15 protein-coding genes are annotated in these 16,870 nt (G+C 39.3%); 11 read left to right on the forward strand and 4 right to left on the reverse strand.

Going from position 1 to position 16,870, the window contains the following annotated elements:
- The first annotated feature begins 21 nt into the window (after positions 1-21).
- From FCN14_RS04125 to FCN14_RS04145, 5 genes are all read left to right on the forward strand, one after another.
- Positions 22-873: a DUF5694 domain-containing protein gene (locus tag FCN14_RS04125; protein WP_138429815.1), complete on the forward strand. Its 852-nt coding sequence runs from the start codon at positions 22-24 to the stop codon at positions 871-873.
- Positions 874-1,116: 243 nt separating this feature from the next.
- Positions 1,117-2,013: a c-type cytochrome gene (locus FCN14_RS04130; RefSeq protein WP_138429816.1), complete on the forward strand. Its 897-nt coding sequence runs from the start codon at positions 1,117-1,119 to the stop codon at positions 2,011-2,013.
- A gap of 180 nt (positions 2,014-2,193) precedes the next feature.
- A complete protein-coding gene (locus tag FCN14_RS04135) occupies positions 2,194-3,291 on the forward strand; it encodes a calcium/sodium antiporter (RefSeq protein WP_138429817.1) in 1,098 nt (365 codons plus the stop codon).
- A gap of 159 nt (positions 3,292-3,450) precedes the next feature.
- Entirely contained in the window at positions 3,451-3,909 is a 459-nt protein-coding gene (locus tag FCN14_RS04140; RefSeq protein ID WP_138429818.1) for a hypothetical protein, read from the forward strand.
- Between the two features lie 147 nt (positions 3,910-4,056).
- Entirely contained in the window at positions 4,057-4,575 is a 519-nt protein-coding gene (locus FCN14_RS04145; RefSeq protein ID WP_138429819.1) for a hypothetical protein, read from the forward strand.
- 262 nt (positions 4,576-4,837) lie between these two features.
- Here the strand turns inward: FCN14_RS04145 and FCN14_RS04150 are convergent, their stop codons facing one another.
- A complete protein-coding gene (locus FCN14_RS04150) occupies positions 4,838-5,659 on the reverse strand; it encodes an ion transporter (protein WP_138429820.1) in 822 nt (273 codons plus the stop codon).
- A 526-nt stretch (positions 5,660-6,185) separates the two neighbouring features.
- Here FCN14_RS04150 and FCN14_RS04155 point away from each other — a divergent pair.
- The 6 genes from FCN14_RS04155 to FCN14_RS04180 all read left to right on the forward strand — a co-directional run bounded on the left by FCN14_RS04155 (position 6,186) and on the right by FCN14_RS04180 (position 13,140).
- A complete protein-coding gene (locus tag FCN14_RS04155) occupies positions 6,186-6,713 on the forward strand; it encodes a hypothetical protein (protein ID WP_138429821.1) in 528 nt (175 codons plus the stop codon).
- 568 nt (positions 6,714-7,281) lie between these two features.
- Complete coding sequence (locus FCN14_RS04160; RefSeq protein WP_138429822.1) at positions 7,282-8,055, forward strand: alpha/beta fold hydrolase; 774 nt, start codon at positions 7,282-7,284, stop codon at positions 8,053-8,055.
- A gap of 105 nt (positions 8,056-8,160) precedes the next feature.
- Positions 8,161-8,565: a Cif family virulence factor gene (locus FCN14_RS04165; protein WP_138429823.1), complete on the forward strand. Its 405-nt coding sequence runs from the start codon at positions 8,161-8,163 to the stop codon at positions 8,563-8,565.
- 232 nt (positions 8,566-8,797) lie between these two features.
- On the forward strand, positions 8,798-9,505 hold the full coding sequence (locus FCN14_RS04170; protein ID WP_138429824.1) for a ribonuclease H-like domain-containing protein: 708 nt from the start codon (positions 8,798-8,800) through the stop codon (positions 9,503-9,505).
- Positions 9,506-10,530: 1,025 nt separating this feature from the next.
- Complete coding sequence (locus FCN14_RS04175) at positions 10,531-11,658, forward strand: EndoS/ChiA family endoglycosidase (RefSeq protein ID WP_138429825.1); 1,128 nt, start codon at positions 10,531-10,533, stop codon at positions 11,656-11,658.
- Between the two features lie 102 nt (positions 11,659-11,760).
- A complete protein-coding gene (locus FCN14_RS04180) occupies positions 11,761-13,140 on the forward strand; it encodes a phosphatidylinositol-specific phospholipase C domain-containing protein (protein WP_138429826.1) in 1,380 nt (459 codons plus the stop codon).
- Positions 13,141-13,454: 314 nt separating this feature from the next.
- On the opposite strand, the gene FCN14_RS04185 is transcribed toward FCN14_RS04180, so the two are convergent.
- From FCN14_RS04185 to FCN14_RS04195, 3 genes are read right to left on the reverse strand one after another with little or no spacing between them, the layout of a single operon-like run.
- On the reverse strand, positions 13,455-14,888 hold the full coding sequence (locus tag FCN14_RS04185; protein WP_138429827.1) for an amidohydrolase family protein: 1,434 nt from the start codon (positions 14,886-14,888) through the stop codon (positions 13,455-13,457).
- A 41-nt stretch (positions 14,889-14,929) separates the two neighbouring features.
- Positions 14,930-15,670 (reverse strand): DUF1499 domain-containing protein, encoded by a 741-nt coding sequence (locus FCN14_RS04190; protein ID WP_171032800.1) that lies wholly within the window; start codon positions 15,668-15,670, stop codon positions 14,930-14,932.
- 43 nt (positions 15,671-15,713) lie between these two features.
- A complete protein-coding gene (locus FCN14_RS04195; protein ID WP_138429829.1) occupies positions 15,714-16,613 on the reverse strand; it encodes a DMT family transporter in 900 nt (299 codons plus the stop codon).
- Positions 16,614-16,870 lie beyond the last annotated feature (257 nt).

Raw genomic sequence — 16,870 nt, forward strand, 5'->3', positions numbered from 1 at the left:
CCGGAAAATGATTAATCATTAATGAAACATTTCAAGAAATCACTCTTTTTTGCAGGTCTTTTACTATGGACGATTCTTCCAATCACTTTAAAAGCCCAACTTGGCAATGTCACCCAAAATGCAAAGGAAAAGCCAAAGCTTGTCATTTTGGGTACCTACCATATGGCAACAACAACCAGTAATGTCATTAATACAGATGTGGATGATGTAACTACTCCTGAAAGGCAACGGGAGATACTTGAACTGATGGACAAGCTAAAAAAATTCAAACCTACTAAAATAGCCCTGGAATGTGACTATGAAGTAAATGATAAAGCACAAAAACAATACAAGGATTATTTGGCAGGAGACTTTGAGTTGACAAGAAATGAAGTTCATCAAATTGGATTTCGGCTGGGAAAAGAATTAGGCCATAAAAAAATATACTGCATTGACTGGGGTATTTTCCCAGATGATCCCCTATACAATTATGAAACCTATTCAAGGCAGCACCCTGATTTGAATCAATATCTAAATGAACTGTATAAAAATAATGAAGAGAAAGCCACCAGAGCTGCAGAAAGAATAGCATCCCGCTCTATTGTTGATAACCTGATCGCCATCAATCATCCCGACAGTATTGAGAAGGATCATCAGGAGTATTTTAAATTCCTACGCATCGGGAAAGGGGATGAATATGTTGGTGCTAACTATTTATCGTGGTGGTACAGCCGAAATTTAAAGATTTTAATGAATATTATTCGATTCACCGAATCTTCCGAGGATCATATTTTGGTAGTTTATGGCTCAGGGCATAATAAACTGTTGAATCAATTGGCCAAGGAATCTGCTTTTTATGAAGTTGAAAGTCCATTAAAATATCTTAGAGATTAAAAGTTATCCAATTTGTAATTTTAATCCCCAGTGATAACTGCCTAACCCCCTTAAAAAGGAAAATAACAATCCGCCGGCCGGCGGACAGGCCTCGCCAATTCTTGCCAACCTCTCTTTTTATAGTTACTCTTTTATAGGTAATCAATACAACACTATGATGCCTGCAGCTTATTTGCAAGGTCTTGATTTAAACTATTGATCAGTTGCGTAAAATCATTCATCAACTAAGTGATCAGTTTTGCTATGAAAAAAGCAATGAAAATCGTGCTAATCATTCTTAGCCTAATAATATTAATAGTTGGATATTTTTATTGGAAGGGCTATCAGTTAAAAAAAGGATATGAGGCAAATGAAATTCAATATACCAAGAAACGATTACCAGCAGATATTAACTTTCCGAAATCTATAGACTCTACCCTCATCTCCAGAGGCAAAAGGCTTTCAAACACTTTACACTGCACGTACTGTCACGGTGACCTGCTCCAAGGAAGAGAAACCGAAGAACGTGTAAGTCCTAACCTGACAAAAGTGCGACATCAATACAGCAATGCTGAACTTGTTAAAGCTATTCGGTATGGCATAAACAAAGATGGTGCATTGATTGGTGGAGATATGCCTTCTGCTGAGTCGTACTATCATCTAAATGATACCGACATAAAAGCTATAGTTGCCTATATCAGAAGTCTTCCCAACCTCAGTAATGAAAATATTCCTTCTACTTACGGAAATAAAAATGGAACTAGTATCTTCGATTTAATTCGCGGAGGATATGCTAATGTATTTTTGGGCTGGGAACCGAATGTCGATGAATTTGTCTATTCGTCTCCCCGACCAGCTTATCCCAGTGACGGAATTATGCGCTACGGGCAATATCTAAGCCAGACTCATTGTGCCCGTTGCCACGGGGAAAACTTATCCGGTGAAAATGGATACTGGGAAACAGCTGATTTAGCCGTTGGAGCTGGTTATTCCTTAGATCAATTTGAAAGGTTACTTCGTGAGGGAAAGGCACTTGGAGATCGGGATATTGGGTTTATGACGAAACTCGCCAAGGGATACCTCTCACACCTTACCGATTCGGAAATACAAGCAATCCATTCCTATCTAAAGAAAAGAGCTGATAGTAGTAGGGAAAATTAAAAAAACGCGCATTAAGCGCACACGCTTCCCTCCTTCACCAAGATTTCGGAGGACAGGCTCCAAAACTTGCCACCTTTTTGGCTTTTTCCCATTCCGTTCGTTATTTAATAAATCAACATTCATTGCGTGCGGGTATTACCTAACTTTGTTAGGTGACTTTTTATTAAGGTCCAGATTAAAATGACTTTTATACTGTTTATAGTTGGTTTAGCTTTTCTCATTCTAGGGGCGGAAGTACTGGTGCGCGGGGCATCGAAGATAGCTACTGCCCTAGGTATTTCCCCGCTTATTATCGGTTTAACAGTAGTGGCATTCGGAACAAGTTCACCAGAATTGGCAATCAGTATCAATGGGGTTTTGTCAGGGCAGGCCGATATCTCATTAGGTAATGTAATCGGAAGCAACATATTTAATATCCTCTTTATTTTAGGCATTTCAGCGCTAATTACCCCACTCTACGTTACTAAACAGTTGATCCGTTTTGATGTGCCGCTTATGATCGGCCTATCGGTAGTATTATTTCTTGTTAGTTTAGATCAAACTATCAATTTTTTTGACGGCCTGTTATTGGTCATCGGCTTGCTATTTTATTTAATTGTTTTAGCAGTTTTAAGTTTTAAAAAAGGTTCTACAGAAAATAGATCCGATCGAAACTCTCTAGAGGATCAAACTACCCAAGAAGAACTTAACTGGTTTAAAAATATAATTCTTGTAGCTGGAGGCCTGGCTTTATTGGTTTTAGGATCTCAATGGTTTGTCAACGGTGCAGTTAGTATCGCCAGCTATCTTGGCTTCAGTGAATTGATAATTGGCCTTACTATTGTTGCTGCAGGTACTTCAATGCCTGAAGTAGTAACATCGATTATTGCAGCTATTCGAGGAGAGCGTGATATTGCCGTTGGAAACGTAGTAGGTAGTAATATTTTTAACATATTGAGTGTTATTGGGATATCTACTATTCTAGCCCCTTCAGGTATCCCAGTTTCAGAACCAATAATTGGGTATGATATCCCACTTATGATAGTGGTTGCAATAGCTTGTCTGCCTATATTCTTCACGGGTGGTACAATCAATAGATGGGAAGGAGCATTATTTTTGAGTTACTACATTGCTTACACCTTATATCTTGCATTTAATGCAACTCAACATGACCTGCTCCCGATTTTTAATTATATAATGTTATATTTTGTAATTCCTTTAACAGTAATAACGATCATCGTAGTGGTGTTTCAGGAAATGGTTGGAAAGAGTAAAACGCCACCTAACCAAGCGCATTAAGCGCACACGCTTCCCTCCTTCACCAAGATTTCGGAGGACAGGCTTTAAAACTTGCCACCTTCTGGCTTTTTCCCTTTCTATTCATTATTTATTAACTCAACATTCATCCGTGCGCACCTTATATGCAGGGGCGTTACCTATTTAAACCAAAGTAATGAGATGCTAAATAAAATTTCTTTTCTTCTATTCTTGATATTTCTAAGCGGATGTTATCCCTCTAAAAAAGTTATCAATTTAGACAATACGGATCGAATTGCCTGGCTTAACAATGAAATAAAGAATAAACAGGTGAAAATTAATCCACTAGAAGGAGAACAAATTACAACCTCCCAAGCAACAATTTCTGCTGATTCACTGTTTTATCAGAACTCGACACAGATGTCTATTCCCTTGCTAAACGTTAGATCTATTATTGTTTCACCTAAATTTAGCACCTCATCGATAATATCGTTCTCTTTATTGGGGATAGGCACTTACCAAATCTTAACGGCTCCCGAGCCCCAAGGGTGGGAGTGCACTAAATGTCCAGGTGTAGCAATTATTTTAGGGGCAGTTGGAGTAACTTTGATCGGTAATACTGTTGAAACAGATATTTATTACTTCAACAATACTGACTAACCACCTAACTATTGCATTAACAATTTATATGTACCCTTCCAATTTTGTTTTTGGGTACTATTTGGTAAAATTTTGTGAGAAATACACTCCGTGTATCGGTTAAACACAAGAGCGTTATACCTACTTTATTTGAAATCAAGAGGCATTATGAAATCAATAATCAACTTTGCAATTCTACTTGTAACTATATCAGTTTTCGTAAATAATTGTTCTATATCTGGTACAGAAGTAGAAAAATCTACGATCCAGTTTTATTCTCAATCGGAAGAGCTATTAGAAGAAGGTAGTATCCAAATAACAATTGCTGAGAATGATCAAGAAATTACATTAGACAATAGCGAATCTGAATCACAACTATTCACTGTATCTCCCGATACATTTGCTTTTGAATTTAGCTTTAAAAAGTATGATACAGAACAACTAATCAGCCAAGGAAATGCCACGTTAGTCGTCGAGCAAAATAAAGAATACACTATTGCCCTTGATACCCATAGACTGGATACAACCTCAAACGGCGAGCTAATTAGCTACGGAGGATGTTTTGGATGTCTCAGCTTCAACTCATACAGCATTAATCACTCCAAACTGGATTCTAAATCTCCTTTATTCAACCACCGTTTGCTTATTAAATTCTTTGATAATACAGAACTTCCCTATCCTTCTTAAGAAAGAAATGTCAAGCAGATAGCCCTCTCCCCTACACCAGGATTCAAGGATCAGAAAGGCTTCGGAGTAAAGACACCGAATGTAAAGGTATTCTTAGTCAATCCTGGTATAGAGGTCAGATACAATCCCAAGCTTATTTTTTATGATATCCTACTTTGGCAAAACAATTAGGTAAATAAGAAATAGGGATGAACCTCAACTTTTCACTGGATTACGTTCTTCCAAAAAAGCTCAGCTAATCAACTATTACATGCTAACTCTACTACGGATTCAGTTTCCCGCCACAATATTTACAATAGTCGGCATCGGCATCATGTCCCTCTTTTGAACAATAGCGACATACCTCTGTCGTAGCTCCCTCCGGTTGTGCCCTGCTCAACTCAACCGTTACTATACCTGTTGGAACCGCTATAATACCATATCCAAATATCATAATCATAGCTGAAAGCAACTGCCCCAAGTTAGTTTGTGGAGAGATATCCCCATAACCGACTGTTGTCAACGTCACAATTGCCCAGTACATACCTTTGGGAATACTAGTAAACCCATTTTCAGCACCTTCGATAACGTACATCAAAGAACCGACAAGAACCGTTATCGTTATTACCGTAAAAATAAATACCGTTATTTTTCGACGAGATGAAGCCAATGCTTTACGTAGTTGGTTAACCTCAATAAGGTACTGGGTAAATTTGAGTACCCGGAATACTCTGAGCACACGTAAAATACGAATCACTAAAAAATACTGGCTGCCGGGAATTAAAATACTGATGTACGTGGGAAGAATAGACAGCAGGTCTACCATACCATAGAAACTAAAGATATAGCCCTTGGCCTTTTTTACCGATATAATTCGCAAAATGTATTCGGCGGTAAATAGAAGCGTAAAAAACCATTCAATACGATAAAACCAATCCCCGTAAGCCATCCGAAAAGAAGCCACACTATCCAGCATCACCACCAGCACGCTGGCAATAATGCTTACGATCAATATGACATCAAACCCTTTGCCGGCGGCGGTATCGGCCTCAAAGATAATTTCGTGTAATCGATGCCGAAAGCTAGTTTCATTCGTATTATCCATATAATAGTGCAATTAGGTAATGAGGTTTTCAAACTACCATTAAATATGGCAAATACTATCACATTGACAAATAACAGAATAGGTTAACCTTCATAACACAGATACCTACCCTCAAAAACATCTATTATTTTACAAATAAATCTGCCCAAAACTAGAGGAACTTAAGACCACCTATTTTCCGCAATTCGAGAAAGAAATATGAACTAACAGAATACTCACACCGTACTTTACATTAAGATTTTAGAAATGAAAGAGCTCTTCGGTATTCATGTCAAAGAAAAAAGAAAAGATGTGTCATCCCGTATATTAGGTGCTATAAGACATTATCTCACACCTATAATCCGAAATCCCCTGATACTCCTTTCGCATTATATTTTCTATCCTCAATAAGATATGAATATCCAATCCGCAACAATCAAAATTATTGTCAAGATATAAGTGAAATTGACAATAGATTCAAATTTGAAAACAGTGAATTGAGATACTTACATATTTGTAACAAAAAATAAATAAAGGGTGTTTAAAAATGAAAGCTGGTAAATTTTTATCTGTGATTTTGACTGCGGTACTTTTTATAGGGTTGACCGATACTTTGAAAGCCCAACAAAAAGAGATTGCTATGAATCAAATACCAAAGCAAGTAGTTGTAGCCATCCAAAGTGATTTTCCTGGTTGGAATATCAATAAAACCAAATGGTACCTCGACAGTGAAGAAACCCAAGAATGGGCTCCTCAGCTTACAAATATCAACCGGTATATTGTAAAAGGTAAGGGGAATAATTACAGAGTACATGCTGTTTATAATAAAAATGGGAAACTCCTATATTCAAAAACTATTGGCAAAAAAATTCCACTCCCGAAAGCAATCAGAGATAAGATTGCAAAAGATGAAGCATTTGCTGGCTGGACTATAACCGGCGATAAGGAAGTGATGCGAAACTTCAGAGAAGATAAAAAAACATATACGGTATATTTTAAGCGCGATGGCAAAAAGATGTCACAACGCTTTGATTGGAATGGAAAAAAATTAAAAAAACGTATTCTGGGTAAATAGTTTGAACTTCCAATTGCCCTGATACTCAACTTAATAATAATAGTATGGTATTTTGAATTTGGATGTGACCGAATTAAGGGATTCAAAATACTATACTGCCTTATAATTGTTTCAAGTTGAAATTAGACCATCATTTTAAAAATGATCGTAAGTAGCTAACATTTCGGAAGTCAAATCTATTTTAATGGTTTCTACCAGCAATGTCATACCTTTAGCCTTAAATCGATGTTCTTCTACCAGTTTAAGTCCTATCGTGATGCGTACCTCTTAAGGATATGAGGCTTTGCAGTTAACCAAGGAGCACAGGCTTAAACCATTTACCTCAAGCTCAGAAATATTTGACCGGTAGTTCCAGACGGTCGATGATTACACATATACCCCCAGCTATTTTGAATATTCTCATGGGGGTGCAGAAAAACAGTATGCAAATGATTAGCAACCGGATCTAATTTGAAAAAACTGCCTTTCTCACTAGCATTTTCTTTTTCCCTTCTTTATTTACTCATTCACGATAATCTGAATATACTTTGTAAAAGTCATTATTATTTTCTGAAACTCTAATATTAACATGCAGAAAAAGCTTAACTTTTCACTTGATGAAGTTGCTGTAAAAAAGATCATGAAGTACCCGGGACGCCCTACCCTGGTATTTTTACATGACTCCCTTGGTTGTATTGAATTGTGGCGTGATTTTCCGGAAAAGCTAGCCAAACAGACAAAATGCAACCTGATCATATATGATCGGCAGGGGTATGGGCAATCGCCTCCCTTCTCCTATTCCAACCGTGATAAGGATTACATGGAACTAGAAGCAGATATTCTTCATAAGCTGTTGCGGTATTGGGAGGTAAATGATGCCATCCTTTTTGGCCACAGCGACGGTGGCTCTATTGCATTGATTGCCGCAGCAAAGTATCCCAAGAATATCAGGGGGATTATAACAGAGGGAGCCCATATTTTTGTGGAAGATATCACCATTGAAGGAATAAGAGAGGCAATAAAGATGTATGAAACAACTGATCTAAAGTCAAAACTTGCGAAGTATCATGGTGATAAAACGGAACAGATGTTTTGGGCATGGGCAGGCACCTGGACTTCAGAAGATTTCAGGGAGTGGAATATCGAAAAACACCTACCCTCTGTTACTTGTCCATCTCTTGTTATCCAGGGTAGCAATGATGAATATGGCAGTCTTAAACAAGTTCGGGGCATCGTTGATAAAACCAACGGAAGGTCAAGAAAACTGGTTATTCCTGGTGCCAAACATACTCCACACCGAACAAAGGCCGAATTAATGTTAGAAGAGACAAATCGATTTGTCAAATCACTGGCACCAATTTAGTGCGATTTTACATTGAAATAAAATAGGTAAGCACTAACTATATTATGAAATGGGCCGGTTATTCAATATATAATAGTATTAAAAATAACCCTATGCTATTTACCTATGACTTCAAAAACATTTTTAGTTGTACTTTGTATAACACTATTCTTCATCTCCTGCACTCCAGTTCAACAACCCAGCTCCGAAACGATCAAAAAAGAGATTACACAAGTTATTGGAGATTTTTATACTAAATATAAAAATGAAGATATAGCATTTGTGGACTATTACCGAAATGATGTTATCCGAATAGGAACCGATGGTAAACCAGTCATGGGTAACAAATCATTTAGGGAAAAATGGGAACAACGTATTCAGGATGACAACTTTGACCTCCTCAGTTACGGCAAACCTGAAGTTATAGTCGGCAAAGAACAGGTGGTTTCCTATAATACCTTTGATGAGATATTTATCAATCCTGAATCCAAGGATACCTCTCGTGCCACTGGCACATGGATTGCGGTATGACAAAAGCAAGAAAGTGGAGACTGGAAAATCCGCATGACTACCTGGCATACCAACTAGCTCAGAGTACTTGTTAAATAGGATAGATTTTTTTATTGGTACAAGATCAACAAGTAATAACGGATCATTACTTATTGCTTCCAAAAGCTACAAACAGTATGCTATAAATAATTAAGATACGTCCTGTCTCCATCTTGAAATTTGAATTCAGAAGATATTACAACGTAATATAGTTATGAGTCGAAAATACCTCGCATTTGATATTGAAACAGCAAAAATACTTCCCGAAGACTTTGATGATCTTCATGCTCACCGTCCACTGGGGATAAGCTGTGCCGCTACTTGGTGTGCTGATGAAGATCAGCCCGAAGTATTTTTTTCATCATCTTCTAATAGATCCCACGCTCCAAAAATGTCTCCCCAAGATCTGTTTGCTTTCATCAAACACTTGGAAGCAAAGGTGGACGAGGGGTATACGATTGTTACTCATAACGGACTTGGCTTTGATTTTGATATCCTTGGCGAGGAATCAGGGCAATGGAAAAGCTGTCGGAACTTAGCTCGCAACCACGTGGATATGATGTACCATTTCTTCTGTGGCAAGGGGTTCCCTATAGGACTTAACGCAGCTGCAAAGGCTATTGGCATCAGTAAACCGGCAGATGTGGATGGTTCAGTAGCCCCACAACTCTGGAAAGATGGAGAATATAAAACAGTACTGGACTATGTTGCACAAGATTGTCGCCTTACACTAGATGTAGCTGAAGCTAGTGAAAAGAATGGACAGATCAGCTGGATTACCCGGCGAGGTACCAAATCTTCCTATCCCCTGCCTTCGGGTTGGCTGACTGTAAAGGAGGCATCTGAACTTCCCCTACCCGATACCTCTTGGATGGATAATCCTTGGTCTCGATCAAAATTTACCGACTGGCTTGAACATTAAGAACTTTTCGTCTCTCTGTATATAGAAATCAAGGGTTAATTTTCTTTATTTAGCTGTAATAGTACAACATTTGCACTCAGAAGAGACCGTTAGTATATTGTGTTTTAAATAAATATCACATGACGGGTATCGGTTAAGGGCTTTTCTAAAACGGTATAAGCCCTAAAAAGCATCAAATTGTACTAAAAAAGGAGGAGATATATTTATGCCATATCAAACTAACTAGCAAAGTCGGGGTATTATATGGGTATTTTATGGTGATGTTACGGCAGCAGAAATTTCCGAGGCAAATAATGAATTCTATACCGACGAGCGTAGTGACAGAACCAATTATCAAATCATTGATGCCAGAGAAGTAGACAGTGTAGAGTGGGCTGAAAACAATATCAAAGAAACAGCCGCATACGATATTGGTGCCAGCTATGTAATTGAGGATCTAAAGGTTGCATACGTGGCTACTGACAAACCGATAATTTCAAAACTTGAAAGATATATTGAAATTTCGCGTAATCTTAACTCTAGTTGGCAGTTCAAAGGGTTCAAAAAAATTGATAGCGCACTAAAATGGGTTACCCCCTAATCGAATAGAGGATATTTCACTATGATTTAACTGTTTTTGTAAATATTTCCATGCGTTTTTGCCTGCATAGTACTATTCTTCTTTTTTAAATACATTTTTGCTGCTTCAAAGACTATCTGATCTCAAGATCTCTGCAATCACCACGTATTGTAATTATTGGTGATCAGAAAATTCATCTATAACCTCACTAACGAAACTTTTCTGCAATATTTATAAAGAAAGGAGATACTGTTATAACAACTGCATAAACGGGTAGTGTTTTAGGCAATCTATTCTATTTATTCTTTTCAAAATTATGCTCTCTTGTATCTAGTGGAAGATTTATCCATTTTTTTGTGCAGACAATATATTCTGCAAGTACAAATGACTTGCCTTGCCTAACAACAAGGCACTAAAGCAGAGAGCTTTTTTTAACGCCTTTAAGGCACAATAGAGAGTATATATTATGGGTTGGACAAAAAAATCAGATGTAGCTCAGTATAAAAAAGCCAATTGGAAAAACTTTATTAAAAAAGAGCCTGATTGCCCACCTCCAAAAGCAAAACGAATAGCACTACAAAACCCAGAGATATCATTTTTTTTCTATTGCAGAGATAACCTGATTCTTGAAGGCCCTGTGTATGAAAATCATGGTCCTTTCAACAAGGGAGATGCTATTTTCTTTAGCGGTGAACCGTGGTATGGCGATGCTCCACAATGTGACAGCTACCAAAAAGAGGGAATGTCTATCGCTTACGTTTCGCCAAATAGTTCCGAGCAGTTTCTCGAATCGGCATGCTACCTTCTCGATAATGGCAGCCCTGCCATAGATGTAGTGTGTATTTTTGCGGGTAACTTAGTCCTTAATAAACGCCCCTACCTAAAAGCACATAACGACCCTAGCGCCAAGAACCCCTTTAACGCCAATATAATGGAAATTCTTTCGAATGGATCTGTTCAAAAGCTTCAGAAGAAAGGAATTACGGTACTACTCACTATTCTGGGAGGCCATCACAAAGGCGGCTGGTCAAACTTTAAAACAGAATCAGCAGCAGCAGATTTTGCCACATATCTTAAAACAGAAGTCGTCGACAAGTATGGGCTCGACGGTATTGATATCGACGATGAATACAGTAATCCTAACCTGCGAATCCCTAATTCATTGGTGACTGTTACCACTAAGATGAAAGAATTGATGCCTGATAAAATTATTTCAAAAGCGTTATTTCGGGATACCGAATACTTTAAGCCTAAATATAAGGGTAAGACGCTGGCTGATACCCTTACCTACGGCTGGGAGATGAGCTATGGAATAAGCCCTGAATATCGATTACCTAAATATGTGAAGTTGGGAATGGTCAAACACAAGTTGTCTTTAGGCTTTGTTGCCAATCGCCCCTCCAGAAACCCTGTACAGGATGTTAAATGGCTAAAGAAAAATGGATATGAAGGAATTATGATTTACAATTTTTTCAATCCTCAGAACACCAAATTAATGGGTAAACTGGTAAATACTTTATACGGTCCGGGCAATTGGAATAAAGAGCCAGAAGGCAGCTCATTAAAAGAAAAGGTCCACCAAAATCAGAAATAACACTACGTTTTTTCATGAAACAATTTGTGGAGACCAGAAACCACATCAAAAAAACGGGGCGCAACTGAAAAGCCAAACGAGTAGGAAAAAATTATATTCATCATGTTACAAACAGTTAATACAAAAAGTAAACAAACGATAGATTTTACTGTTCCGAATCCTTCGAAAACAACTAACTATTCCCTGCCTCTTTACCAGGGATGTGATTACAATAGTCAATATGATTGCTGGTCTATTAATTATGTAAACGGATTTTTTAAGTTTAACCTTGAACTGCCCAAAAAACAGGGCGTTAACCTAATATTTCAACTCTGTAGTGCCACCGTTCATGGGAAATCTAACTGCCCGATAGATATAACCGTAAACGGGGAACTGCTTGTTAGCAGTTTTGACCCACATATTGACCACTTTTATGATATGGTGTGGTCGGTACCTGCGGATATGTTAAAAGCCGGCGATAATGAGATCGTCATGAAACTGGTAGGTGGTCACACCAAAGTGTTTATGAAGTATGCTATTGTGGATATCTATGATACTCCCACCGGCAAAAACAATTGGCTGGCCGGTATCTCTGACTCCAAATCCATAGCAGAAATCAACCTACCGGGCACTCATGATTCGGCCGCAATAAATACGACTGTCCATACACCATATGCCTGCCACAATATGTCTATAACAGATCAGCTGAACGGCGGAATTCGTGTGTTGGATGTAAGACTGAAAGTCAACAAGAAGGACGGGAAATATAAATTCATAACCTGTCACGGGGATATAGGAAGCAGTACCGGGGTCAATGAATACCAATCTTTTCCTACCCTGCTTGATGAATGCAAAAACTTCTTAAACAATAATGGAAGTGAGACGGTTATCATGTCACTAAAAATCGATGACTGGGCTGGCCACGATGGAGATCAAAGTAATGTTTTAAAAGCTCTGGAGAAATTACTTTCATCGTATCCAACAGCGACCTCTAAAATATTGCCCCAATTGGGCGATATAAGGGGCAAGATCTTTTTATACAATCGTATAAATGATCAGCTTCGGTTCGGAGCCCCTGTTCGTTGGCCCGATGCCACCAGTGGAGCTTATGCTAAAAGCTATTCAAACAGATCTTATAAGGTATATGTACAGGATAAATACAAGGGATTACCAATTTTTGGGGCCGAAAGCACCAAATTAAATTTGGTAACAGAAGCATTTGCAAAGAAAAAGAAAGGTGAAGTAGTATTGAACTTTGCCAGTGCCACATGGTATGGAGTTATTGGCGTTTACATTATGGGGGACTTGCTTAATTACTTTGGAAAACATACTGCAGCGAATAGGCCGAAAACTTTCGGTTGGACAATGCTCGATTATGCCTTCGAAAAATACGTTACCAATACCTATGGACGTATGGATATTGTCAGTCTTATTATTTCTTCAAACTCAAACTATTCGGGCTATGAAGACAAGTTTGAAGTAACAGTTCATGATGAATTATAAATAACCTCAACCTTTGATAACCGGATCTGTAATGCCTCCAAAATATTGCTACTTCAACTCCACTAGAAAGTAGCTAGCTCCCATGGTTGTGCATTACAGATCTTCTTTTATGTAATATGCCATTGATGAAATCATTCCCTCCTACCCGATTCCTCAATAGTGCCTACATCTCACCTAGATTAAGATACACCATAATACCATTCAATCAAGATACTTACGATATATCGTTTCTTTTGGTGTCCAGTTTAGTTGTGGCTAACCTCCGTTCGGTACAGAACTTCTTCCTAAAGATACGTAGTTTAGATCGTTAAATATCAATACCCTCCTACTTTTTTCATTTCCCCCTTGATCATGGTATGGGAGATAGAGCGCATATTAGAAATGTCGACTGCTGGATCTTCTTCCAAGATAATGAGATTTGCTAACTTGTCTTGCTCCAGGGTGCCAAAATCATCCAGCCGCTCCATAGCCATGGCTCCATTCTTTGTTGCCATCACAATGAGGTCATGCGGCGGTATACCCGCTTCCTGCATCCATTCCATTTCCTCATAGATAGAGATGCCATGCAGCGTCCCCGGATTACCGGCATCGGTACCCACCACTATAGGAATACCGGCCTGATAGACCTTCTTCAGGTTTTTCATGTTGGTGCTACTCACCCGGTCTGAATCGGGATCAAAGGATTTTAAACGCTCCTTAAAACCCTTAGTAAATGTTGGATGATCGCTGAATTGTGACGCAGTAGCCAACAGCTTATTCGTTTTAGGATCTATACAACCATTGGGATCTTCAACTGTCAAAGGAGCAATTCCTGCCGCTGCACGATAAGCCAGCATATATCCCGATCCTACAATAAGAGTTGGATTATATAGGGTACCCTCCCTTTTAGCCAAATCAATAAATTCTTGATCTATCTCTCGATCTTGTACACTGTGCACCAGCAGTTTAGTACCATTTTGCAGTGCGGCTTTGGCCTGCTTCAATGTAGTGGCATGGGCAATCATCTTATTTCCCTGCTTTTCAATCTCCTGTGCCGCCGCTTCCACGCGCTCCATATAATCTTCGTTATCGGCATCCAATTGCCAGAATTTGATGCCTGTAGCTCCCAGTGCCGAAAGATACTGCACCGTTTGAATACCAGACTCTTTAGAATTTAAAGGAACCAATACTTTATCGGAAGGCAAATCAAAAGGAGCTCCGGAAACCGGAGTTATAAGCGGGCCTGCAGCAGCCACATGAGGCGCCTGTGGATTCTTCTCGGCGCTTATTTGCATAGGCACTGACCAACTCATCCCGCCCACATCATATACCCCGGTAATGCCAGAACAAACATAGGCATCGTAATATCTTTGGGGATGTTGTTGCTGGTAGGCTATCACTTCGCCCATTGGATAGGTATCGCGCAGGTCCATGGCATCGGGACGGCTGTCAAAAAAACCAGTCTGAAAAAAATGAACGTGGGCATCAATAAGTCCCGGCGTAATATATTTACCGCTTATATCTTTGACGGTAGCATCCTGTGGAGGATTGCAATCTTCATCACTTCCCACACAATCAATCTGGTCATTCTTAATAACAATTATACTATTTTCAACGGCATTACTCCCTGTTCCATTATACAGGGTAGCACCTTTGAGAACAAGGATATTGTTTTTTTCTTTAACCGACGTACAACCAATGGTCCACACCATTCCAAACAATACCGCTATTAACAGTATTCTACTTTCCTCTTTCAAAATGAAATTCATAATCCCTCCCTATTAAATTTACAAGACTTTTTAATCTACACTCACTTTATTTTTTCTAAATATTGCCTGATGCGGTGGGCGTTAACACCGATATCTCCTCGCCCAATGCGCGATACAGAACGAACGTCGATTTTACTTTTCCCTGCCGTTTCAGCGGTATCGACACGTATTACCACATCATCTTTAAAGCCGAACCAAGCCAGTTTATCCACCGCCTCTATCAGGCCGGTTTCTTTATCTGCGGTCACGATCTTTTCCCAAGGCATCTGGCGGGCAGCCTCAAGAGCACGATCAAAGGCTTCGGAGTAACTAACCTCCAGGTAGAGTGTTTCCAGTTCGGGGTAAGCATTACGCTGCGTTTGGGCTTTTTCTTGGTCTCCATAGGTAGTATCATTAGGGGCATCAGCTCGCAAAGCCACAATTGCATCAAAAGTCGGGGGATTCTCAATATCTGTAGTAATATCGTGAATGGACGGATATTTTTGTGCTTCATTAAACCAGTAGCCGATGCTTCCCAATACCGCAATACTCAGAACTAATCCCAGCAATGCTACTACCTTTCCTTCCAGTTCGGGTTTCTTAAGCCGAGAAAAACCAAAAACCACTGCCAGTGAAAAACCGATTAGTCCCAATATAGCACTGCCGGGCAACAGCCAGGTAAAGGCTATACTTAAACCCCATAGCTCCCACTGATATCCATATCCTGCCCCTAACATAACTAATACTGCCAGCGATCCTACTATGACGCTTCCCAATGCCCATTTTGATTTTTTTGTATCCATATCTAAGCCCTCTGTTAACATTTAAAAGAACATAAAACAGTTTTTATCGAGCAGCAACTGTTTTTCGCTTAAACTGTATCAATACAACGGCAGAAAGCACCAATACAATACCCACCAACTGATAGAAGCTCAGTATTTCGTTAAAAGCATAAACACCCAGTAAGGTAGCCACAACCGGCTCGATAGTAGCTGTTATAGAAGCACGGCTGCTCTCTACCATCGATAACCCCACGGTATAAAGCATATACGCCAGTGCTGTAGGGAAAAATCCTAGTCCCAGTATATGCAGCCAAACTTGTGTAGAGGCAAGTTGACTGGCTTCTATAGTAATGCCACTAATTGGTAGCAGGACAACCGAAGCAAACACGAATGTATAGGTGATGACGGTAAGTGAACGGTATTTTTTTAGGGCATGCTTACCGAATATGCTGTACAACGCATAGCCAAAGCCGGAGCCCAACCCTACAAGAATACCATACCACGAGAACTGTTGATCTCCAACCGGTATCAATTTAATGACCAACGTACAACCAACCAGCGTCAAGAGTAGTGCCCCAACCTTACGCCGGGTTAGTGGTTCTTTGAAAAAGATACGAGACAATATGGCTACAAATGCAGGACCGGTATATAACAGAATTACCGCAACAGAGAGAGAAACTTCTTCAATAGCTGTAAAATAGCACCAGTTAAAAAACACGATACTGAAGATTCCGGTCCCGATAAAGCTGAATGAATCTTTAATATCAATGATCAGTAGCTTCCAATCCCTAACTGCTAGAAAAAGAACCAGCATTACAGCAGCACTCACAACCCGAAGTGTAACAATTTGGAGAGCAGTGAAGCCTGCAGCCGAGAGGGCATCAATAAAGATACCGATGATGCCCCATAGTGCGGCCCCCAACAAAACGTATAAGTAAGCAATTCGGTTTTTAGCGGTAGACAATAAATCGGGTATTAGCTACTGTTCAATACTCAAACAGAATATCTGAAGCTTAGTGAAATTGCAAATAGGTTCTGCCGTCCGGCGCAAAGCACCGGATTGAGATAAAATAAAAGAGCCTTTCTTTTTATCTTCACAGTTTGTTGGTCCGAACTCTATCGGGATTTAATGACAAAATATGAACATGCCGAAGATAGGCAATCCATTCCCAAACATAGCACTAGAATGAAGGAAAAAGGTTATCCTCCTGCACCTCCTTC

The organism is Fodinibius saliphilus, from assembly GCF_005869845.1.
GTDB classification, from domain to species: domain Bacteria; phylum Bacteroidota; class Rhodothermia; order Balneolales; family Balneolaceae; genus Fodinibius; species Fodinibius saliphilus.

Coding starts and splice junctions, on each gene's coding strand:
- FCN14_RS04160 (WP_138429822.1), top strand. CDS start 7,282: ATGCAGAAAAAGCTTAACTTTTCACTTGATGAAGTTGCTGTAAAAAAG.
- FCN14_RS04185 (WP_138429827.1), bottom strand. CDS start 14,888: ATGAATTTCATTTTGAAAGAGGAAAGTAGAATACTGTTAATAGCGGTA.
- FCN14_RS04170 (WP_138429824.1), top strand. CDS start 8,798: ATGAGTCGAAAATACCTCGCATTTGATATTGAAACAGCAAAAATACTT.
- FCN14_RS04165 (WP_138429823.1), top strand. CDS start 8,161: ATGACTTCAAAAACATTTTTAGTTGTACTTTGTATAACACTATTCTTC.
- FCN14_RS04130 (WP_138429816.1), top strand. CDS start 1,117: ATGAAAAAAGCAATGAAAATCGTGCTAATCATTCTTAGCCTAATAATA.
- FCN14_RS04140 (WP_138429818.1), top strand. CDS start 3,451: ATGCTAAATAAAATTTCTTTTCTTCTATTCTTGATATTTCTAAGCGGA.
- FCN14_RS04145 (WP_138429819.1), top strand. CDS start 4,057: ATGAAATCAATAATCAACTTTGCAATTCTACTTGTAACTATATCAGTT.
- FCN14_RS04135 (WP_138429817.1), top strand. CDS start 2,194: ATGACTTTTATACTGTTTATAGTTGGTTTAGCTTTTCTCATTCTAGGG.
- FCN14_RS04155 (WP_138429821.1), top strand. CDS start 6,186: ATGAAAGCTGGTAAATTTTTATCTGTGATTTTGACTGCGGTACTTTTT.
- FCN14_RS04150 (WP_138429820.1), bottom strand. CDS start 5,659: ATGGATAATACGAATGAAACTAGCTTTCGGCATCGATTACACGAAATT.
- FCN14_RS04125 (WP_138429815.1), top strand. CDS start 22: ATGAAACATTTCAAGAAATCACTCTTTTTTGCAGGTCTTTTACTATGG.
- FCN14_RS04180 (WP_138429826.1), top strand. CDS start 11,761: ATGTTACAAACAGTTAATACAAAAAGTAAACAAACGATAGATTTTACT.
- FCN14_RS04175 (WP_138429825.1), top strand. CDS start 10,531: ATGGGTTGGACAAAAAAATCAGATGTAGCTCAGTATAAAAAAGCCAAT.
- FCN14_RS04190 (WP_171032800.1), bottom strand. CDS start 15,670: ATGGATACAAAAAAATCAAAATGGGCATTGGGAAGCGTCATAGTAGGA.